General features: G+C 44.4%; 20 protein-coding genes. 14 read left to right on the forward strand and 6 right to left on the reverse strand.

The window, feature by feature from the left end:
* Positions 1 to 43: 43 nt before the first annotated feature.
* A complete protein-coding gene (locus J2T19_RS06315; RefSeq protein WP_307214573.1) occupies positions 44 to 1,786 on the reverse strand; it encodes a methyl-accepting chemotaxis protein in 1,743 nt (580 codons plus the stop codon).
* 578 nt (positions 1,787 to 2,364) lie between these two features.
* Here J2T19_RS06315 and rpiA point away from each other — a divergent pair.
* From rpiA to J2T19_RS06375, 12 genes are all read left to right on the forward strand, one after another.
* The gene (gene rpiA, locus J2T19_RS06320) at positions 2,365 to 3,039 is read left to right on the forward strand and encodes a ribose-5-phosphate isomerase RpiA (protein WP_307214174.1); all 675 of its coding nucleotides are present in this window, start codon (positions 2,365 to 2,367) and stop codon (positions 3,037 to 3,039) included.
* Positions 3,040 to 3,063: 24 nt separating this feature from the next.
* Complete coding sequence (locus J2T19_RS06325; RefSeq protein ID WP_307214175.1) at positions 3,064 to 3,645, forward strand: GNAT family N-acetyltransferase; 582 nt, start codon at positions 3,064 to 3,066, stop codon at positions 3,643 to 3,645.
* 40 nt (positions 3,646 to 3,685) lie between these two features.
* Positions 3,686 to 4,147: a MarR family winged helix-turn-helix transcriptional regulator gene (locus J2T19_RS06330; RefSeq protein WP_307214176.1), complete on the forward strand. Its 462-nt coding sequence runs from the start codon at positions 3,686 to 3,688 to the stop codon at positions 4,145 to 4,147.
* 300 nt (positions 4,148 to 4,447) lie between these two features.
* On the forward strand, positions 4,448 to 5,536 hold the full coding sequence (locus tag J2T19_RS06335; protein ID WP_307214177.1) for a cobalamin B12-binding domain-containing protein: 1,089 nt from the start codon (positions 4,448 to 4,450) through the stop codon (positions 5,534 to 5,536).
* A 15-nt stretch (positions 5,537 to 5,551) separates the two neighbouring features.
* Positions 5,552 to 7,252, forward strand: coding sequence for an ATP-binding protein (locus J2T19_RS06340; RefSeq protein WP_307214178.1), 1,701 nt, complete (start codon positions 5,552 to 5,554; stop codon positions 7,250 to 7,252).
* 108 nt (positions 7,253 to 7,360) lie between these two features.
* Entirely contained in the window at positions 7,361 to 8,332 is a 972-nt protein-coding gene (locus J2T19_RS06345; protein ID WP_307214179.1) for an alpha/beta hydrolase, read from the forward strand.
* Positions 8,333 to 8,356: 24 nt separating this feature from the next.
* Positions 8,357 to 8,704, forward strand: a complete 348-nt coding sequence (locus J2T19_RS06350; RefSeq protein ID WP_307214180.1) for a hypothetical protein — start codon at positions 8,357 to 8,359, stop codon at positions 8,702 to 8,704.
* 69 nt (positions 8,705 to 8,773) lie between these two features.
* Positions 8,774 to 9,208 carry a GNAT family N-acetyltransferase gene (locus J2T19_RS06355; protein ID WP_307214181.1) on the forward strand — a complete coding sequence of 145 codons (435 nt, stop codon included), beginning with the start codon at positions 8,774 to 8,776 and terminating at the stop codon, positions 9,206 to 9,208.
* A gap of 226 nt (positions 9,209 to 9,434) precedes the next feature.
* Positions 9,435 to 9,893 (forward strand): MarR family winged helix-turn-helix transcriptional regulator, encoded by a 459-nt coding sequence (locus J2T19_RS06360; protein ID WP_307214182.1) that lies wholly within the window; start codon positions 9,435 to 9,437, stop codon positions 9,891 to 9,893.
* Complete coding sequence (locus J2T19_RS06365; protein ID WP_307214183.1) at positions 9,890 to 13,057, forward strand: MMPL family transporter; 3,168 nt, start codon at positions 9,890 to 9,892, stop codon at positions 13,055 to 13,057. The genes J2T19_RS06360 and J2T19_RS06365 overlap by 4 nt, the downstream gene beginning before the upstream one ends.
* A 300-nt stretch (positions 13,058 to 13,357) precedes the next feature.
* The gene (locus J2T19_RS06370; RefSeq protein ID WP_307214184.1) at positions 13,358 to 13,984 is read left to right on the forward strand and encodes a GDSL-type esterase/lipase family protein; all 627 of its coding nucleotides are present in this window, start codon (positions 13,358 to 13,360) and stop codon (positions 13,982 to 13,984) included.
* 159 nt (positions 13,985 to 14,143) lie between these two features.
* Positions 14,144 to 15,208 (forward strand): phosphotransferase, encoded by a 1,065-nt coding sequence (locus J2T19_RS06375; RefSeq protein ID WP_307214185.1) that lies wholly within the window; start codon positions 14,144 to 14,146, stop codon positions 15,206 to 15,208.
* A 154-nt stretch (positions 15,209 to 15,362) separates the two neighbouring features.
* Here the strand turns inward: J2T19_RS06375 and J2T19_RS06380 are convergent, their stop codons facing one another.
* Both J2T19_RS06380 and J2T19_RS06385 read right to left on the reverse strand, forming a co-directional pair.
* The gene (locus tag J2T19_RS06380) at positions 15,363 to 16,040 is read right to left on the reverse strand and encodes a tetratricopeptide repeat protein (protein ID WP_307214186.1); all 678 of its coding nucleotides are present in this window, start codon (positions 16,038 to 16,040) and stop codon (positions 15,363 to 15,365) included.
* A 221-nt stretch (positions 16,041 to 16,261) separates the two neighbouring features.
* Positions 16,262 to 17,131 carry an AraC family transcriptional regulator gene (locus J2T19_RS06385; RefSeq protein ID WP_307214187.1) on the reverse strand — a complete coding sequence of 290 codons (870 nt, stop codon included), beginning with the start codon at positions 17,129 to 17,131 and terminating at the stop codon, positions 16,262 to 16,264.
* Between the two features lie 189 nt (positions 17,132 to 17,320).
* Here J2T19_RS06385 and J2T19_RS06390 point away from each other — a divergent pair, with 189 nt between their 5' ends.
* Positions 17,321 to 18,838: a tagaturonate reductase gene (locus J2T19_RS06390; protein ID WP_307214188.1), complete on the forward strand. Its 1,518-nt coding sequence runs from the start codon at positions 17,321 to 17,323 to the stop codon at positions 18,836 to 18,838.
* Positions 18,835 to 20,349, forward strand: coding sequence for a UxaA family hydrolase (locus tag J2T19_RS06395; RefSeq protein WP_307214189.1), 1,515 nt, complete (start codon positions 18,835 to 18,837; stop codon positions 20,347 to 20,349). The genes J2T19_RS06390 and J2T19_RS06395 overlap by 4 nt, the downstream gene beginning before the upstream one ends.
* A gap of 117 nt (positions 20,350 to 20,466) precedes the next feature.
* Here J2T19_RS06395 and J2T19_RS06400 read toward each other — a convergent pair whose 3' ends face one another.
* From J2T19_RS06400 to J2T19_RS06410, 3 genes are read right to left on the reverse strand one after another with little or no spacing between them, the layout of a single operon-like run.
* Positions 20,467 to 20,640, reverse strand: coding sequence for an AlkZ-related protein (locus J2T19_RS06400; RefSeq protein WP_307214190.1), 174 nt, complete (start codon positions 20,638 to 20,640; stop codon positions 20,467 to 20,469).
* On the reverse strand, positions 20,615 to 20,860 hold the full coding sequence (locus J2T19_RS06405; protein ID WP_307214191.1) for an AlkZ-related protein: 246 nt from the start codon (positions 20,858 to 20,860) through the stop codon (positions 20,615 to 20,617). Before J2T19_RS06405 ends, J2T19_RS06400 begins: the two co-directional genes overlap by 26 nt.
* A 38-nt stretch (positions 20,861 to 20,898) precedes the next feature.
* On the reverse strand, positions 20,899 to 21,633 hold the full coding sequence (locus J2T19_RS06410; protein ID WP_307214192.1) for a helix-turn-helix transcriptional regulator: 735 nt from the start codon (positions 21,631 to 21,633) through the stop codon (positions 20,899 to 20,901).
* Positions 21,634 to 21,679 lie beyond the last annotated feature (46 nt).

Raw genomic sequence — 21,679 nt, forward strand, 5'->3', positions numbered from 1 at the left:
TGTTCCTCCTTGTCCAATTCAAAAATATAAAGTTCCTGTATTCTTAGCCTTTGCTTACATTAAAGTGAGAAATTAATTCTTGCAGCTCCTCCGACATGCTGCTCAGTCGGTTGGAAGAATCTACAAGCGTAATCAGTGAACCTTTTTGTTCATCAACCGAAGAAGAGATCCGTTCACTGCTATCAGCAGTCTTACTTACGCTGGATGATAGATCATCAGCCGTTGCAGTCATTTCTTCAGTACCCGCAGATATCTCTTGCGTAGCGCTGGACACTTCCTGTATCTGGTTGGAAACTTTCTTAGCTGCTTCCAGGATGTCTTCGAACAATTGACCCGTTTGATCAGCTACATCAAGGCCTGTATCAACCTCGGCTGTACCTTGTTCCATTGCACGAACGGCTTGTTTGATTTCGGTTTGAATTTCTTCAATTAACACAGAGATCTGTCTAGTTGATTCTTCAGACTGTTCAGCAAGTTTACGAACTTCGCCCGCTACAACGGCGAAACCACGACCTTCCTCCCCGACACGTGCTGCCTCAATGGACGCATTCAGTGCGAGCAAGTTGGTTTGACTGGAAATACCAGAGATGATATTGAGGATATCTCCGATTTCTTGCGAACGACTTTCAAGTACATTAATAGCCGATGCTGTATTTTTAACGGATTCTGTAATCAGAGTCATTTGTTCAGAGACCTGACGAACGACTGTGTTACCTTGCTGGGAACGACGCTCCATCTCATAGGCTTCATCAGCTACATTAGCTGAACTACTAGCAATCGTTTGAATCACTGTAGCCATCTCTGCCATTGCACGTGCACTGTCAATCGTTGCTTGTTCTTGTGCACGAATATTAGATGCGATCTGAGATACATTGATGTTAATCGTATCGGCATGATCACTGTTTTTCTCCGAGACTTCATAGAGTTCTTTGGCAGACTGGTTTACCTCGTGAGAAGTCATCTGTACTTTGACGATTGTGTCATTAATTTTGCGAACCATGGTATTGAACTTCTCGTTAACAAGTCCGAGATCGTCTTTACCTGTCGGAATGTTGACATTCAAATTACCCCGGCTAACGTCATCAATTCCTTTGATTAAGTGACGAATAGGGGATAGTGTGTTTTTGACAACAAGATATTGAATGATTAGGAATAGAAGTAAAAAGGCCACCAAAATGATGATACCGTTTTTGAGCAGTGAGCTCAGTCCGGCAGGTACAGCAGATGCATCCGCATCAATCGCGAAATAGGAGAAGATTTTGCCGTTGCTATCCTTGATTGGATAAGCGATGGTAGTCCATGTTCCAAAGTCATCTTTATAAAATGTAGTAAAGGTTGGGCGATCTGTATTTAACATTTCTTTCAATGCATTTGCTACCACAACCGGTTGCTCATACATATCGCCAATATTTACGTTATCGCTTTGAAAAGCTTCTCTGAGATTAGTTGGCATCGCGACTAGGGATGTATTACGCTGATTTTCCCCATCAAGTTCAACGCCGAAAATATAGGCTTGGGCAATATTGGGATAGTACTCTTGCATTTCATCAAAGTAAGCTCGCAGTTTAGCTTGTACTGTTCCGTCATAGCTACCTTCCGCAATGGCTGCCTCGACCTCTGATGGATTAATTCCATCAGCCCATTTCTGTGTAATTACTGCAACTTGCCCATGCAATTGATCCACAAGCACTGTCTTTTGGAAGTAATAGCTGCTGGCAATTAATGCCACTCCAATAATGACGATGTTGGTGAATGAAAGTAATAGATTTTTCGAGAAAAAAGACATGCTTTTCCAACTAAATGATTTCACAAAACTCCACTCCTGATCTTTGTTTGATTAACAACCCTTGGTTTCTTGCATGATTTCAGCCGACTAGGCCATTGGTAGATCCCCTCCAACGTTATGTATGCGACCATGGTCTTGGGTTTTTTGGTCATAAATGCGAATTTTTAGTACCCATGATCCATAGGTGTCTAATTATTAAAACACATCTACCTATAATATGTCGTATAAAATGTCGTCAAATTGAATAGTTTTGTTAAAACTTTTTTAATATTCTACATATTTATGGACATGGCAATAGATACATAGGTATAAAGGACTAAAACCTCGGAATAATTCCCATTTTTTAGTTCCATTATGTATTCTATAACAATAATAGATAAAAAACATCATGTAAGTATGAAAAAACATGCTAAATATCTGATTTGGGAAGTCTACCTTGCATTGATCAGGTGGGAGGGATTGTACACGATCCGTTTTTGGTTTGCTTACAAGGATGGATATACATCGGAAGCGGTTTTATCTATAATAAATACAGTATGCATTTCTCAAATTCATAAACAGGCGGGGGTTTATTCTAGATGAATCTGAAACAAATTGCAGCAGAGCGGGCGGCAGAATACATTCAAGATGGAATGAAGGTGGGGCTAGGTACAGGCTCTACAGCTTACTATGCGATTTGCAAGTTAGGTGAGCGTGTACGTGATGGCTTGCAAATTCAAGCTGTAGCCACGTCTGAGGCATCGGACAAGCTCGCTAGAGAATGGGGCATTCCAATCATTCCCTTCGATCAGATCGGACGACTGGATATTACGATTGATGGCGCCGACGAGGTTGATCCAGATTTTAATCTCATTAAAGGGGGCGGCGGTGCACTCTTGCGTGAAAAGATTGTTGCAGCGAACAGCGATCAACTTATTGTTGTAGCTGATGGCAGTAAAGCAGTAGACAAGCTAGGCCGATTCCCATTGCCGGTAGAGGTTGTTCCTTTTGCTTCTGAATGGACGTTCAAGGCTTTAGAAAGTATGGGCTGTTCTCCAGAATGGCGTATGAATGGTGACGAGCGTTATCTGACAGACAATGGGAATCTGATTGCTGACTGTCGGATGGAAGCGATTGAACAGGCTCCCGAATTGAACATTCAGTTAAATATGCTTCCAGGTGTAGTGGATAACGGCTTATTCATTAATATGGCGAATATCGTCATTTTAGCGAAGGAAGATGGTAGTATTGATGAACTCCATCGTTCCAATTAAGGAATGAGTGAGGGGGGAATTCAAATGAAGGAAAATCCGATATTTGAAGGTGACCTTGTACTTCGGTGCATAGAAGAGGCAGATCTACCGGAGCTTTATCAACTTATATATAGTGAAGAAGTTCCGGAATGGAAGCAATGGGATGCTCCTTATTATCCGCTTGAGCATGAGAGCTATACTCAGTACAGTCAAGGTATAATGAAGTGGATCGAAGCATCAGAGTCCAGTTCTGATCCAATCTCCATGCGAATCGTTGAAGTAAATGGTCAGATTATTGGCACAATCTCATACTATTGGGAGCATCAACCATCGTTATGGCTTGAGATGGGAATTGTTCTGTATCGTTCTACGACGTGGAGTAAGGGTGTTGGTACCCGTGCACTTCAGCTCTGGTCAAGCCATTTGTTTAACCATTTGCCGATTGCAAGAGTCGGATTAACGACTTGGTCAGGTAATGAACGAATGATGCGAGCAGCGACCAAGGCGGGATTGCAGGTTGAAGGAAGAATGCGTAAATGCCGTATTGTGGAGGGGAAGCACTACGATTCTATTCGTATGGGAATGCTGCGTGAGGAGTGGGAACAGCTGTCTTCTCCCCGTCTATAGGACGAAATGAAATGTAAACAATTGATGGAGGATTATAGAAATGCCGAACATAGAGGACAATCGGGAACTTTCTTTACAACTATTTGTAGTTCTCGTCCGAGCATACAATTCCGTTACATCCAAATCCAATCGGGATATTCAGAGTCATGGGCTAAATACAACCGAATTTGGCGTTCTTGACCTGTTATATCACAAAGGCCCCCAGGCTCTGCAGAAAATTGGGGAGAAGGTTCTAATGTCTAGCGGTAATATCACATACGTTGTCGATAAATTGCAAAATAAAAATCTTCTGGTTCGCAGAGCTTCCAAAGAGGATCGACGTGTAATTTATGCAGAACTTACAGAAGAGGGACAGCAACTCTTCACACAAATTTTTCCTCAGCATCACCAAGTTATTATTGATACAGTAGACGGATTGGAGCCATCAGAGAAAGCGGCGGCCATTCGACTGCTGAAGAAGCTGGGACTTGCTGCAGAAGGTAAAACCGACTTGCGTTCATAAACGTAAGTCGGTTTTTTCGTGAGCGATATATGAGGCACACACTAGCTAAATGACTTGCAGTATTCTTCATAATATAGGAAAATTGTCACCAAGTGACGATCTAACACTAATTATTATCTATTGAATTCATGTACAATAGAGAACGTTCCCAATCAAGCGCTGATCGATATCAACCAATTATAGAGTCGTGTTCCACTTCAACTATTCCTAGTACGGATAACCCAATGTTGAACACTCTCTTAGGCGGTATTTTAGCAGTTGGATTGAGATGAAATCGCTGCAAGAAGGGGGATAAGCAATATGACACATCAAGAGGCTGGTGAGCAACTGTTACAGTCAGCGGGTGAACTAGCTGATAAAGTTACAGACAAGCAATATTTGCTGCAGCCGGATCTGATGCAACGCTTTGGCGAAAATGGGCGTATGCGAACGAAACAGGATTCACAGTATAGCTTAAATTATCTAGCGGAGAGTGTACTCGTTAAGAGTCCCAATCTATTTACTCATTACATCTCATGGTTAAAAACGTTGTTAGCTGGATACCATGTTTCCTCCGAAGATTTAGCAGTTAATCTGAAATTGATTAGAGAAACGCTGGAGGAAGAGTTCGATAACACGTCCAAGGATCTTGTGCTTGAATATTTGGAGATGGGTTTACATCAGATTCATCAGCGGGAATCTACACGGGGATATATTTATGATTCTCTCCCATATGGTAAGGCTGCGCAGGCGTATTTAAGTGCTTTGCTTGATGGCAAACGCAGAGAAGCTTATCACATCATTGAAACGGAGCTTGAGAACGGAGCAAGCATACGTGATATATATCAATACATTTTTCAACCTGTTCAGTATGAGATCGGACGATTATGGCAAATAAGCCAGATCAGTGTGGCTCAAGAACATTTCTGTACTGCTGCAACTCAAGCGTGTATATCCTTACTCTATCCACGTTGGTTAGTTGAAGCAGGTCATGGGAAGAGGTTAGTAGCAGCATGTGTAGGTAGTGAGCAACACGAGATTGGCTTACGCATGCTTACCGATGTTTTTGAAATGGAAGGCTGGGATACGTATTATCTCGGAGCAAACGTTCCGAATGGTAGTTTAGTAGAAGCGATTCAGCGGCACAAAGGTGACGTGGTTGCTATTTCAGTTACAATGACGTATCATCTCCATCTTGCCAAAGAGTTAATTCAGATGATTCGTAGTAACCCTGCCACTGCACATGTGAAGATTTTGGTCGGGGGATATCCATTTAATATTGATGAAGATCTTTGGAAAACAATTGGAGCCGACGGATATGCTCAGGGAGCAGATGAAGCCGTTGCGGTGGCGGAGACTCTACTAAAGAACGGGACGATTACGGATCACATAGAAATGATGAGTGATTAGGAGAGGGGTGATGTGATGTCCCATGAGAATGAGACGAATGAAAAGCTACGAAGAACGATTGAACAGCTATCGGATCAGATTATTCGTAGTAAGGAAGATGAGGAGCGTGTACTTGGCGAATTCTCACAGATGAACAATGAACTGGTTACCTTGCAGCGCAAGCTTGCAAAGAATAACGTCAGCTTGGAAGCGGCACGCGAAGAGGCTGTTGCAGCGGGGGAAGCTAAGAGTTCATTTATTGCCGTAATTAGTCACGATTTTCGAACTCCGTTAAATGGAATACTTGGTATGGCTGAGCTATTGCAATTATCTCCTTTGTCCGAGGAACAGCGTAATTCCGTAGATGTCATTCAGGAAGCTGCCAAACTGCTGCTTAAGCTAATTCAGGACCTACTGGACATGTCCAAGTTAGAAGCAAAACAGTTGAAACTTGAAATTGGAGAAGTTGACTTACAATCTATTCTTAAATATATCATGCGTTTACTCGAGCCGAAGATTCAAAAAAATGGAAATGAGTTAATCATTGATTGTGATCCAAGAATTTCTTCTATTTTACAAGGAGATTCGACACGAATTACGCAGGTGCTCATTAATCTAATTCAGAATGCGAATAAGTTCACACTACAGGGTTCGGTGTGTATTCGAGTGAAGCTGATTAATGATAATGAGCGTGCTCAGCGGATTCGATTTGAAGTGGAGGATACGGGGATCGGCATTGCCGAACAAGATCTGCAAAATCTGTTTAGACCCTACGCTCAGACAGAACGAGGACGGGCGAAAGAATACGAAGGCACAGGGCTGGGGCTGTCCATCTGTAAGTCTTTGGTTTTGCTAATGGATGGAGATATCGGTGTGCATAGTATTGAAGGGAAAGGGTCTACCTTTTGGTTTGAGCTATTGTTGGAGAAGGCAGCTGCCAATCAAGCAGACGCGCCTCTAGATAATACTTCCTCCGATAGTCAATCCTTAGAAACGGTACCTGAGCCATCGCTGCCTATTCTCTTAGCAGATGATAACGTCATTAACCGTCAAGTCGTGCTGATGCAACTCAAAAAACTGGGGATTACTGAGGTCGATTCTGTCACCAATGGTGAGGAAGCTGTGGCTGCCTACCTTAGCAAGAAATATAGTTTAATTCTGATGGATAATATGATGCCGATCATGGATGGCCTTGAAGCAACGCGCAAAATTCGATCTATGGAACAGGATGAAATGCGGCATGCAATTCCGATCATTGCAATGACAGGTAATGTGTTGGACGGAGAAAGGGACAAGTGTCTTGCTGCCGGAATGAACGACTTTATTGGTAAACCATTTACTCTTGAAGCATTAGGCAATGTTATTCAGAAATGGCAGAACACATCGGAGCATCATGAAATACTAAATATGAGTATTGTGAATGAGATCGCGGAATTAAATAGTGAAGGTGACCAGACACTGCTGGAGATGCTGCTAGACATGTATCGGTCGGAGACGCCAGGCAAAATTGAGGTGCTGCGTAGACATATCGTTTCGGGTGATCATCTGGCTGCCGCAGAGGTGGCTCATGATCTGAAATCTGGAAGTCTCAGCTTAGGAATTGAGTACTGTTCCACCCTCTTTGCACGTATTGAGCAATTAGCGAAGCAAGGTGAGACGATTCAGGCAGAACCGCTACTCGATCAATTAATGCCAGCATATCAAGAAGCGTGCTTTGCACTAGAAAAAGTCATCTAAAGGGTTTGTAGTCTTGGCGGAAGTCGGGACTGCAAACCTGTTTTTGCGCCTAACTTCGTGTATAGGTACGATGTAGGTCGCTATCGATGGAGAGAAGGAGAGGCCATGTTGACACTATATTTTGGAATAGCTATCTTAGTTATAATTCTGCTCTTGCTCATTGCAACCTGGGTAGGGGGACTATACTTCTTCAAAACAGCAATTAGGCGCACGCCCAAATCGTTCCTGGTGGATAATCCGAATTTAATGCCTGAACCTGACAATGAATTGATTAGTAGTGCGGCTGATCTAAAGTGGTTGGATCAACAGCATGGAGTAAAGGTACGTATACATTCTCATGATGGACTCCAGTTACATGGGACCTGGCTTCCTTCAGCCACCGGATCACGCCAAACGGTAATTTTGGCTCATGGATATTCAGGAAGAGGGAGAGAGATGGCTGGCTTTGCACGTTTTTATGCCGAGCAGCGAGGGTATAACGTACTTATGCCTGATGATCGAGCTCATGGTGAAAGTGAAGGGAATATGATTGGTTTTGGCTGGTTGGATCGGTTGGACTACATACAGTGGATAGATTGGGTTATTACGAAGATTGGGACCAAAGCAGAGATTGTATTACATGGCATATCAATGGGGGGAGCCACTGTGCTCATGACAGGCGGAGAGCAGCTCCCAGCACAAGTGAAATCCATTATATCAGACTGTGCTTATACTTCGGTTCAAGAAGAGCTTACCTTCCAGCTTAAGCAGCTTTACAAATTGCCGCCATTCCCCTTTATTCCTCTGACCAGTCTCATATCCAAATGGAAGGCCGGTTATTCCTTTACTGAAGCGTCTGCTCTAAAACAGCTTGCCCGAGTAAAGGTGCCGGTTTTATTTATACACGGAGAAGTAGATACGTTTGTGCCCACAGAGATGGTATACCGACTTCATGACGCATGTCCAACGGAGAAGCAGCTACTGACGATTCCGGGTGCAGGACACGGAACAGCCTTCCAGGTGGATCGTTCCAGCTATGTAGCTGCTCTTCATACGTTCTTAGATCAAACGATTGAACGCTCCGTTCCTGAAGGGAAGTAAACACATTGAAAGGAGGTGTGCGACATGTCGCGTATCAGTAGAGTTTGTTCTTATTGTGAGAAACCGATGGGAGCAGATGAATTCAAGTGTAAATCCTGCGGCAATCTGGTGGCTACCAAAACAGCGCAGCCTGAGCGAACACATATGGCGGAGGATTATAGCCCCATACTGGATCGTTTTGCTATCGTGCTACTCGTCGTCATAACGATTTTCTTTCCTCCAATCGCCATGATCATAGGTGGGGTTATGTTGTTTAATGACCATCCGTATAAGAAGGACACAGGTAAACTGCTTGTTACAAGTGCTATGGTTCTAATGATCGTTTTTATATTTATTTTTATTGGAACTGGAACACTGACTATCAGCTTATAACTTGAACTTTGCATGGGTAACGACTACAATACGATAACGGATACAAGCAAGATACAGGAGGAATGAACGTTGTTAATTAATCTGAAATCGCGAATTCAGGAGCCTGAGGTGCAAGAACTGTTGGCCTATTCGGTCTTTCCTGAACCTGAACATTTGAATCAAGCCATTCAACAATATACAGAGAGCGATGAATTGCATCTTGAAGGGTATGAAGGCGAGGGACAGCTCATTGGCTTACTTGGTTATATTCATACAGGAGCAGATGAAGTGACGATTAAGCATATTGCGGTATTGCCTGAAAATCGCTTCAAAAATTATGGACGTGGAATGATCGCACAGCTTCTGGAGAAACATAATCCGGATCGTTTGATTGCAGAAACGGATCAGGAGGCTGTCGAGTTCTATCGGAATTGTGGATTTGTCGTGTACAGCCTTGGCGAGTTATATCCAGGCGTTGAGCGCTACCGCTGCGTATTGGAGAAGGATGAAAACACGGAAGATTAATCGGTTAAGAATATGGAGTATGAATTTGAATACAAATAAATAAAACATGAAGCAGAACGTTTGGATTTAGTGAGAACTAAGCCAGATGTCCTGCTTCTTTTTTTGTTTAGATTGCAGCGGATAGGAAAAAAAGTATTGATTTAAAATATAGTTTCAGTATAGAATATTTTCGTGAATGAATAGTTTCATAAGTGAACTACTTTTTGAGAGAGGAGAATCATACAATATGAAATCACTAGACGCTAAAAGTCTGGTTAACCGATACTTGGATGCCTCGTTTTTGGTAACCAAACGTTTCGATACACGAATTCGTGAACGCGTGGGTCAGACGATGACGACGGATCAATTTATTGCATTACGACTGATTAATGAGAAGGAACAATGTACTCCTTCCGATCTAGCAGAGTTACTCTGCGTGGGCAAGAGTAGCATTACGGCACTGGTCAATAAACTGGTCGATCGAGATCTCGTAGATCGAGCTGGGGATGAGCGTGATCGTAGAGTAGTCTACCTGACGTTAACGGACAACGGGCGAAAGGCATACCGAGAGATGGAGCAGGAGATACAGCAGCTTCTTGAGCCTTACTTGATCCACTTCAAGCCGGAAGATGTTCATACTTTTATTGAATCATTTGAGAAGCTCGCAGCTTTGTTAACACATGAGGGAGGACCGGATCAGAAATGAGAACGATTTTGAAAGCAAGATGGTGGTTGATGGGGCTGTGGATCGTCATTGCCGCAGTATTGATGCTTACTGCTCCCAATATGGGAGAGTTAATTCGAGAAAAGGGTCAATTTTCCGTACCGGAAGGTTACTCTTCAACGAATGCAGCCGCCATTCTAAATGAAGCTGCCGCGCAAAAAGGCGAGCAGCAGGGTAGCCAGATAGCTCTTGTTTTTTATAACCCAGACGGCCTAGGTGAGTCGGGAAAACAAGAAGCAGAGAAGGCTATTCAGCAATTGAAGGCTAAGCAGGATCAACTGGGTATTCTGTCTATACTGGAACCTTTTTCGGAGCCTGAGTTAGCTGAACAAATGATCTCTGAAGATGGCAAGACGATCTTGACGTCTCTTTCGATCAACCAGGGAGAACGTACTACGAAAGAGATGCGTGATGACCTGAATGAAGTTTTAGATTCGGTCAACGTAGAGCATTACATAACCGGTAAAGGGTTAATTGATGAAGATACGATTGAAAGCTCCCAGGAGGGGCTTAAGAAGTCGGAATACATTACAGTTGTATTTATACTGTTAATCTTGTTCCTTGTATTCCGTTCATTTGTAGCACCATTCGTTCCACTGCTTACTGTGGGAATTAGTTATATTGTATCGCAGCAAATCGTTGCCTTCCTCGTGGACGCGGTGGATTTCCCAATTTCTACGTTTACACAGATCTTTATGGTGGCAGTCATGTTCGGTATTGGTACGGATTATTGTATCCTGCTGATTAGCCGCTTCAAGGAAGAGCTAGCGCATCACGAGAATACATGGGATGCAATCATCGCGACGTATCGCACAGCTGGGAAAACGGTATTTTTCTCCGCTTTAGCCGTTTTGGTTGGTTTTATTGCCATTGGTTTTGCGCAGTTTATGCTGTATCGCTCGGCTGTTGCAGTTGCTGTGGGTATAGCAGTGATGATGCTCGCCTTGGTCACGATTGTTCCATTTTTCATGGCTGTACTCGGCAAAAAGCTATTCTGGCCTTCTAAAGGTTCACTAGAGCATGCTGAGAGCCGGATCTATGGAGTGGCAGGTCGTTTCTCTCTGAAACGTCCGTGGGCAGCCTTGTTAATTGTAGCAGCCGTTTGTGTACCATTACTAAGCACATACGATGGTAAATTATCGTTTAATAGTTTAGATGAGATTGGTGAGAAATACGATTCAGTTAAAGCGTTCAATATTATATCCGACAGCTTTGGTCCAGGAGAATCTCTACCAGGTCAGGTCGTTATTCAGAACGATGAGACTATGGACAATGCCAAATATATGGCTGTTGCTGAGAAGATTAGCCGTGAGGTTGAGAAGGTTCCGGGCATCTCTGGCGTCCGTAGTATGACACGGCCAACAGGTGAAGAGATCAAAGATTTTGAAGTGACTGAGCAAGTGGGTACTCTCTCCGATGGATTAGGTGAGGGCAAGACAGGTTTGGACAAAATTCGGGATGGCTTGAGTGAAGCCAGCAGCCAGCTAAGCCAAAATGAACCACAGTTAAAAGAAGCAGCTGATGGTGCAGGAGAACTGACCAAAGGCACTACACAGCTGCAGTCGGGAATCACGCAATTAACCGAAGGGCTTCGTCAAATTGAAAAAGGAATTCGGGATGGCTCGGCAGGAGCAGGAGATCTGAAAGCTGGGCTTCAACAAGCGAAGTCAAGCGCTGATCAACTGGCACAAGCGAACAACCAGTTATTACAGGCATACCGTCAAGCAGGAGCAGGGGTTTCGGCTCTTGGTGAAGGTGTTGGTGAAATTGTACAGCAGCTCACCGGCGTTTCAACTGCGCTAACTCAACTAAATGAATCCTTCGCAACATTGGAAGAGCGCTATCCTGAACTGCAGACCGATGCGGACTATCAGCGGGTGAAGGGAACCCTTGGGGAAACCGGAACAGGTACTGCACAATTAGCGCAAGGTCTAGGACAAATTCAGACGAACCTGGGTGAAGCAGCCGCAGGGATTAACCAGGCGAATGAAGGCTTTGCAGCGGCGTCATCTGGGCAAAAGGCACTTGCAGACGGATTGAGCCAGATTGTAACGGGCATCGGTCAACTGGAGACAGGTTTGACGCAGGCGGCTAACGGGCAAGGCAAAGTCATTAATGAAATTCCTGCTATTCAAAACGGGCTAGGGCAGCTCCAGGGTGGTCAGGAGAAAATACAACAAGGATTTACCGATCTGAGCGGTCAATTGACGCAATTAACAGACGGTCTCAATCAGAGCGTGGATGGCATCAAACAGGTATCTGGTGGTCTGGAATCAGCACAAGACTATCTGATACAGTTGCAAAATTCACCTGATTCGGATCTGGCCGGTTGGTATGTACCTGATGAAGCATTGACCAGTGAGGAATTCAAGCAGGTGTTTGATACGTATCTGTCCACAGATCGGAAAACGATGACGATCGATGTCATTTTCGCCGAAAATCCATACGGAACAGAAGCGATTGATCGTGTACCAGATATTGAAGCAGCGGTTCATCGTGCCGTGCAAGGAAGTGCGCTTGAAAAAGCAGATATTGCTGTAGGCGGGGTAACGAGTACCTTTGCTGACTTGCAGGAAATATCCAATAACGATTATAAACGCACTGTTACGCTGATGCTTGTAGGTACATTTATTATTCTTGTGTTGTTGTTACGTTCTGTCATTATGCCATTATATTTGATCGTATCATTGCTTCTGGCGTACTTCACATCGATGGCGATCACAGAAACCGTATTTGTTAACATCCTTGGATTCTCAGGCATTAGCTGGGTAACGCCGTTCTTCGGCTTTGTTATGCTCATTGCTCTCGGCGTGGATTACAGCATATTCTTGATGGATCGTTTCAATGAGAACAAGGGCATGAAGGTACAGGATGCAATGCTCTATGCTATGAAAAACATGGGGACGGTTATTCTGTCTGCCGCGGTCATTCTAAGCGGAACCTTTGCTGCAATGTATCCATCAGGAGTGCTATCCATGATGCAGATTGCTACTGTAGTTCTCAGTGGATTAGTGTTGTACTCCTTGTTATTCTTACCGTTCTTCGTACCAGTCATGGTGAAGATGTTTGGTCGTGCCAATTGGTGGCCATTCCCGAACAAGCAGCAGGAGGAATCCGTTGATTCTAATCGCACGCTTGGCATGTGAGTGAGGAAAATACCGAGTAAGTAACAAATAAGTCATTGCAATAACGCCGTCAGAGGTTTCTGACGGTGTTATTTGCTTATTAGGAAATAGTTTCCTCTATATTATTTAATTGAACAATCCGAGGATAACCTTGACAGAGAGATTGTTCTGTCCTTGGAGTGGTAGGGTGAATATTATCAACTCATTTTATAGGCTAAATAAAGGTGAATGCCCAAGGACACTGTCCCGCGCTATGTGTTTCGATTCCTCATACACTATAGCAATGAGTGAGTTATGAGCATGTAGAGAGGAGCGATGGTGATGGTATATCGATATGCGGCGATCGGGGACTCATTAACCGTAGGTACAGGAGCACTGCTAGGCACGGGATTTGTTCCTTTGTATCGCAGAATGGCAGAGATCAACGTTCGAACTTTTGTATCCATGGATAACATGGGTGTGAACGGGCTAACCTCGGGAGAACTATTACAGATGGTGTCCTCGCATAATAGGGTGCGTCAATCGCTTCGAGAAGCAGATATCATCACAATATCCATTGGGGGTAATGATCTCATTCGAACATTCAAAGCAAGTAATGGCGTTCCGGGTACAAGCAAGATGACTCAGGTGCTGGGAGATACACGCAATCATGTTTCGCAGATTATGAAGCAGATCCGCCAGTTGAAGGGCAATAGTGTCTACATGGTGCGAACGATTGGATTGTACAACCCGTTCCCCCAAGCGGCAGAGGCGGCATACTGGGTACAACAATATAATTCCTTCTTGAATGGTGCGGGATCAAGGTACTATGCATGCGCGCAGGTGTATGACCGGTTTGTGGGACATGAACGTGAATTATTATTCTGGGATCGGGTACACCCCAATGCTAGAGGATATCGTGTCATTGCTGATCAGTTAAACCGAACAGGCTATATTCCTTTTTCCTAAGGATGGTACACTTTTGGGGATGATGGCGAAGTCTTTCAATCACTAGACCCGCTTACCTGCTTCCGTTAAGATGAGAATATATAAGTATTCTCTGCCTTAGGAGGAGTATCTTAAGTTTGAACAGGTCAGTTGATAATGAAAGGTAAAGGAGTTTTTTTTGTGCACAACATTCATTTACGTCCTTCAGATGATCCAGAACAACAGCTAATTCAGCGTGTGCTGTCCACATATACAATGGAGCCAAGTTGGGAAGCAGAGCGTGGAAGTGGGGGAATGAACAATTCTACGTATATCGTACAAATGAACGGCGAACGTTATGTGCTTCGGCAATATGAAACGCATAATGATCAAGCCAAGATTAGGTTTGAGCATGAGGTGCTGCTAACCTTGGGACGTTCCAATTTTGCGATCAATGTGCCATCCCCTGTCGAAATAACGATCGATGAGCATACAAAAACCTATTTGCCCATTCAGGACTTGACTGGCAAGCATAAGATCGTAGCTTTATTTCGATATTGTGCAGGAAGTAACCCAGTGTGGAATACCCCTGAGCAACTATTCGAACTGGGCAGTGCTGCTGGAGCATTATCTTCGGCAATGTCAAAACTGGATATCATACTCAAGCCTGCTTATCCGCCATATTATCAGATTCAAGATGCCTACCCACTGTGCACTCCACATAAATTAATGCAGCTATGTCAGACACCACCTCCAGAACTTCATGCTTGTGGGGATGATATGCAAGAGTTAGCTAGGGTATTACCGGCTCTATTTGAAGCGTTGAATGGAATGGAGCATTTGCCACACCAACTGGTTCATGGTGATCTGAATGCATCGAATGTACTTACTAATGAACAGGGACAGATCTGTGCCATACTTGATTTTGAATTTGCTACATGGGATTTGCGAGTGATGGAGCTCGCTGTTCCAATGTCAGACCTGTTAACACAAGATCAGGATGAAGAATGGATGTGGCTTGCACTGGAGGCGATGATTCAGGGATTCTGTGAGAATGTTACTTTGCAGCCTACTGAACGAGAAGCCATACCGCAGCTTATATTGCTACGAAGTCTAGATGTTGTGATGCATTTTCTTAGTCGCATGTTTGAAGGTACGGATGAACCTGCCGTAGCTGTGCAGCAGATCCAGAAGCTGAAGGAACGTGCAGATTGGATGGCTCTCCATGAGGGGCGTTTGCGTGAACTACTAGTACAAGCGATATAATGGTGGTTTGCTAGTGAGGGGATAAAATTTTACGTTGTTGACGCCTGGAATTAAAAAGAAGTGCACGGTACGATGCCACTGGCAAAGCTCCGTGCACTTACAATTTATAGACATATATTTGCTGTAAACACTGTAGCAGGCATAGACAAGCAGGCTACAGTCCTCGTTTGCGGAACCAGCTTCGCACAGCCCAGCGACGTTCCTGACGTTTCTTGTACTTAGGAAGCGAACGGTACACATTCAAGGATTGTTCATAAGCTTGCTTTGCATCCGCGTTTCTTCCAAGGGAGCGATATACCGAGCCGAGTAGGTAATAAGCTTCGCTTGATGATGAATGGATCTCTTGGAACTGGTTCACGTAATGCAAAGATTTAGTCTGATCTTGATCCTTGAAGCTGCTAGCAAGCGTAAGATAAGGACGACCATACTTCACCCTTGGATTAATATCTAATGCCTGCAAGATATGTTGTTCTCCTTCTTGGATTTTCCCAAGATGCAACTCGGTTGTACCTAGTGCTTCCCAGTATTCAGCCGAATGTTCATAAGGGCGCTCAATCTCCAGTAATATGGCATTTGCTTCCTCATAACGTTTGCGTTCAATTAATAGGCGAGCCAGATCCAGCTTGGAGGAAACCTCGTTGGGATTCATGGCGATCTGCTGGCGTAATCGTGAAATACTACGTAACCGCTTGAGTGGCTTCATGAAGCTAGGGAATACTCCCACGTAACGACGATCCAAGAAATACAAAATAAGAAGAAGGATGAGGATAGCTACGATGGGATTACCTACAATCTGCCAGAGTAAGCCAAAAATCAGAAATTTGATCAGCACGATAAGGTCAACTCCGTTTGTAATGTAATCGTATATACGCATAGAAGGGAGTTCCACAACGTCCGGAGGACGTATAGGATTACCTCCAAACCATCTTTGGCTTGATCCAAAGATGATGTCTGCCCCTTATCATACCATACGAGGTGTATGGAAGAATATGTTACACTTCAAAAATGAGTCACCCTAAAAGGATGAAAAAACATAGGTCTTAGAGTCATCTGCTAACTACTCATCGTTCTCCGATAGGCTGCTGGGGTGGTTCCCGTAAGCTTCTTAAACTGACGATAAAAATGAGGTAGGCTCTCGAATCCACAGGCATCCGCGATAGAGGCCATTGTTGCATCACCTTTGAGCAGATGCTCCTTAGCCATAATAACCCGACGTGCAAGTGCATAGTCGGTTAGTGTCATGCCCGTATATCTCTTGAAGGCACGGCTGAAATGGGCAGGTGAAACTGCAGCTTGTTGCGCGAGCTCTGGCAGAGATAAGCCGTTACGAAGTTTATCGTCGATACTGCTTAGAGTCGCAGATAACCACCTTGGTCCAGGTACCGGGCGAGGGGGATTCTCGGGATCTGTGGCATCAAGCCTTTCTAGAGTGATCAACAATAGTTGAAATCTGAGCAACGCGGCATGTGCGCTAAGATGATTGTTCAGTTCAAACTCATGTTGAATATCTTCAATTAATGCAGCGACTGTGGAACGTTCGGCTGAGGATAGATGACGTTTATACACTCGACGTTTACGACAACGTTCAAATAGGGCTAGTAATGCGGATGAACTGACACCAGCCGCAGACGCTAATAAACCTGGGCTGAAGAACAGCGCGGAAGAGGTGACGGGGTTCTTTTCATCAGGTAAGGCTCGATGCACCGTGTTTCCCGGAATAATGAAGAGATCCCCCTCAGTCATATCCTCAAGCCCCATGTCGATAAAAATAGTTCCTTGACCACGATATACATAGATAAGCTCATGCCAATCGTGAAGATGATCGGGCAATTCGTTCTGGGGTGATTTGGTATCTGCATACACCAATCGAAATGGGATGCCTGATTCTGCCTGAATGGTTGTACGAACAGGTGAACGATTCATGCTGTCTCCTTTCCAATCATTACTCAGCTATCCAGAGGAGAATATGATCATGAAAGAGTATATTTACCGCATTATAAGCAATTTAATTTCCTTTTATTGATGATACAATGAATTTAAAGCGTTTTCAACGGATGCGATAAGATCGTATTACCCTCCGCTGAAGATAAATAAATAATGAGGTGAGTGCTCATGTCGGCTAGCACCAAACGTCCAAGATTAAAGTTAAATTTGTTAGGTAATGATGGACAACGGAAGTGCAAGGAAATCATTGAACGCCCTGTCAAAGTTCTACAAATTGGTGAAGGCAACTTCCTCAGAGGATTCGCTGACTGGATGCTTCACGAGAGTGCTAGACAAGGCAAATTTCATGGCAGCATCGTGGTGACGCAGCCTCGCCCTGGAGGGAAAGCGAAGTTAGAGCAGATCAGAGAGCAAGACGGATTGTACACGATGATTACGCGCGGGTTGTCCGATGGTAAACCTGTGGAGCGCACAGAGCTAATCTCCATATTTTCCCGCTGCATGAATCCATATGAAGAATGGCAGGATTTCTTAGAGCTAGCGGAGCTGCCATCGCTTGAGTTTGTTATTTCCAACACGACCGAGTCAGGTCTGAAATATATATCTTCGGAATATGTAGAAGGGGAGCCGGTTCAATCCTTCCCAGGCAAACTGACGGTGTTTCTCCATAGAAGGTTTGAACGTTTTGCAGGAGACTCAACTAGAGGATTAATTCATCTTCCTTGTGAACTTCTCGAAGGTAATGGAGATGTGTTACGTAGCTGCGTCCTCCGTCACAGTGAGGATTTTGGTTATTCAGATGCTTTTCGCACCTGGATTAAGGAGCATAATTTATTCTTAAACAACCTGGTGGATCGAATTGTTACAGGAGCCCCAACACAGGACGAAGCAGATGCGTTGACGAATCGCTGGGGATATGAGGATCAGCTAATTAATACAGCAGAGCCTTATCATTTTTGGGCGATCCAAGGGGATGAAGCGTTGGACAAGAAGCTGCCCCTGAAGCAAGCAGGATTAAATGTACATTGGGTGAAGGATCTGAAGCCGTTTCAGCTTCGTAAAGTACGTATTCTAAACGGTGCACACACACTTATGTCCTCTTTAGGTATTCTTCAGGGCAAGCAGCATGTGCGGGAGACGATGGAAGACCCACAATTCGGATCATTCATCAGGGAAGCTGTGCATGAAGAGATTATCCCTGCATTAAATATGCCAGATCTCAATTTAGGATCATATGCAGAAGAAATATTTGAACGATTCCTCAATCCATACATTGATCATAAATTACAGGATATTGCGTTAAACACCATTGGTAAGTTCAAGGTTCGTGTTCTGCCAACACTGCTCTCTTACGAACAAAATGAAGGCAACTGGCCGTCCCGTTTGTTGCGTGGATTTGCAGGGCTGTTATATTTGTACCGCCCAGTGAGTACGCCGGAGGGGTATCAGACACAACGCTTGAACGGAGAGTCATTTATCTTACGAGATGACTCTCAGGTGCTATCCCTCTTAGCTGGGTACTGGGAAGACTACGATACGTTGAATAGCAATGAGCAGCAATTAGATCGTATTATTGGTTCCGTATTATCCGATGTATCCATCTGGGGCGAAAACTTGGATGAACGTGAAGGGCTGCGAGAAGCGCTCGTACACGAAATTTCGCTGCTGAAAGGTGAGAGTCTATGAATACAACAAGTACAGTGCAGGACTGGATTGCAATCCATCCTCAGGATGATGTCATTATAACGCTACGCGAATACACAAAAGGCGAAACGATTGTATTGCCTGATGATGTTTCTTTTGCTCTGCTAGATGATGTGCCCAAAGGTCATAAGATTGCGGTGCATCATATCGAAGCTGGCGAAGATGTGATGAAATATGGGTTCTCCATTGGTGTAGCGAAGGAACAAATTGCGCAGGGAAGCTGGATTCACAGCCATAATCTAAAAACCGGTCTGCATGGATTGCTCGATTATGAGTATAATCCAGGACTCGCTTCTAAGACAGAGATGCCTCCCGAACATCTGCGTTCGTTCGATGGTTATCTTCGTCCTAATGGTGAAGCAGGCATACGTAATGAAATTTGGATCGTAAATACTGTTGGCTGCATCAATAAAGTGTGTGAAGCATTAGCACGAATGGGTCAGTCCCAGTTCGGCAATCGTGTAGACGGTGTATTCCATTTTCCTCATCCGTTTGGATGCTCTCAGCTCGGCGATGACTTGAAATATACACAGCAATTGCTTGCTTCGTTGGTTGAACATCCGAATGCAGGCGGAGTGCTGGTCATTGGTCTTGGCTGTGAGAACAATCAGGTAGACCAGTTCCGTGAATGCATTGCGCCTGAATATCAGGGCAAGGTTCGTTTTCTCAAAGCTCAAGAAACAGACGACGAGTTGGAGGAAGGACTACGCCTGATGGAGGAACTGGTAGAAGGTGCTGAACAAGAAAAGCGCCAGCCGCTCCCACTTAGCAAGCTCAAAATTGGTTTAAAGTGTGGGGGATCTGATGGATTATCAGGCATTACGGCCAACCCACTTGTCGGCTCAGTAGCTGATATGCTTGTCGCGGCAGGGGGGACAGCGATTCTGACAGAGGTGCCAGAAATGTTTGGTGCAGAGACGATATTAATGAATCGTGCTGCTAATGAGCAAGTATTTGAGGACTTGGTCGATCTAGTTAATGGTTTTAAGCAATACTTTGTTAATCATGGTCAGAATATATATGAGAATCCTTCACCAGGTAATAAGGCTGGTGGCATCACGACATTAGAAGAAAAGTCACTTGGATGCACACAGAAGGGCGGCCGCTCTGAGGTTGTTGATGTGTTGCGTTATGGTAAACGTGTAACAAAAACCGGATTAAATATAGTAGAGGCACCAGGCAATGATCTCGTGTCGGTAACAGCGCTTTCTGCTGCTGGTGCTCATATCGTGCTGTTCACGACAGGACGAGGAACACCGTTTGGTGGGCCTGTACCTACTGTCAAAATTGCGACTCAATCTGAACTAGCGAACCGTAAAAAGCATTGGATTGACTTTAACGCAGGCCAACTGCTTGAAGGGCAGACAATGGATGATGTGAAGATTCAACTGTTCAGTCAATTGATCGACATCGCTTCTGGACGGAGTCAGACGCTGAGCGAGCAACATGGTTTTCGAGAGATTGCCATATTTAAGGATGGGGTAATCTTATAGTTGAAAGAATAACATTCATTAAAGTAGGATCGTTCCCATGAGCTTATACTTTCGATATGTCTTGCGCAATCCCAGTTACCCACTTTGTGCGGTAACTGGGATTTATTTGTCTCCATTTTAATGAATACCTAACGCTTTTTTTATCTTGGATAGAGCGATTGGGGGAGTGTGCGGTTCAAGCTTGCTTACGAGTAATGTCTGAGCTTCGGCAATGCTACCACCGAATGGCTGTACGCCATGAGAATTCATCCAGTGTCCTGTAGTTTCATAGGCTGAGCTGTTCCAAGCCACTTTGCCTTCTTCGAGTCCTTCCGTACGCGGCGATTCCCTCTTCGGCGAAGCGTGTGCGCCAGAGCCACGGGTCAAGTGCGTTATCCTTATGCCAATTCTCTTGTGGGGTTAGTGAAGAGAGTGAAGGATACTCGGGGAATAAAGGTGCTAGTGGGAGTATGCCTATGGTTTGGATGCGCTGAACCGCTTCTTCATAAGTTGTGATAGGGTCGTTAATCATGAAGTGAAATCCTCCTTTTATCGTTGATTTAGTATAGTTCAACAGCGGTTGGAAGAACATGCATATAATTGAAATACGTCTGCAGCATGCTGGCGTATTTCGTTCCGAAGCTCTTCAGGCTCTACGACCTCTGCTCCCTTACCTAATCGATAAAAGAAACGTACGATCCATGACCAATCTTCGGATGGACAGAGAAAAGACAGTTCCCATAGACCAGGGCTGACCTCGGTCATCTCTTCTCCAATATGCTCGTCTTGCTGTGCTTCAACCATTGCTGAATGGTTCAATAGCGCTTTCACTCGAATTAAAGAAGACTCAGCCCAGCCTTCATAAGGTACGGAGGACTTAGAAGGCTCAAAGTGCATGATATGTTCATTATGTTCATGAATTCGATGATTTAGCTGGTTCAGCATAATGTCGATTCTAGCCATAACATCCTCTGGAATAATACCTCTGATCTTGTCCATGACAGTCCAACGTGAATCCTGAAAGGGTGTATGCACATGGTGACTTATCCCCTCAAGTGCGAAAATAATCGTTGCAGCTTCGACAGGATCTAATTGCAGCGGAGGTAACACATACCCCTCCATGAGCTGAAAGCCACCACCCGGGCCGGATATGGCGATGATCGGAACATTCATCTCTGACAGGGACTGGATGTCCCGTAAAATGGTACGCCGTGACACTTCAAATTTGTCAGCCAATGAGCGTGCCGTTTCGTGACCGTGCTGCAGAGCCATAACAATGGCGGCTAGCCGGTTTATTTTATTCATGTCAGTCACTCCGTTTCAAAGGTAGAGCTTCATAGAATGTGTGTAT

The sequence above is a fragment of the Paenibacillus tundrae genome (genome assembly GCF_030812775.1).
Classification (GTDB): domain Bacteria; phylum Bacillota; class Bacilli; order Paenibacillales; family Paenibacillaceae; genus Paenibacillus; species Paenibacillus tundrae_A.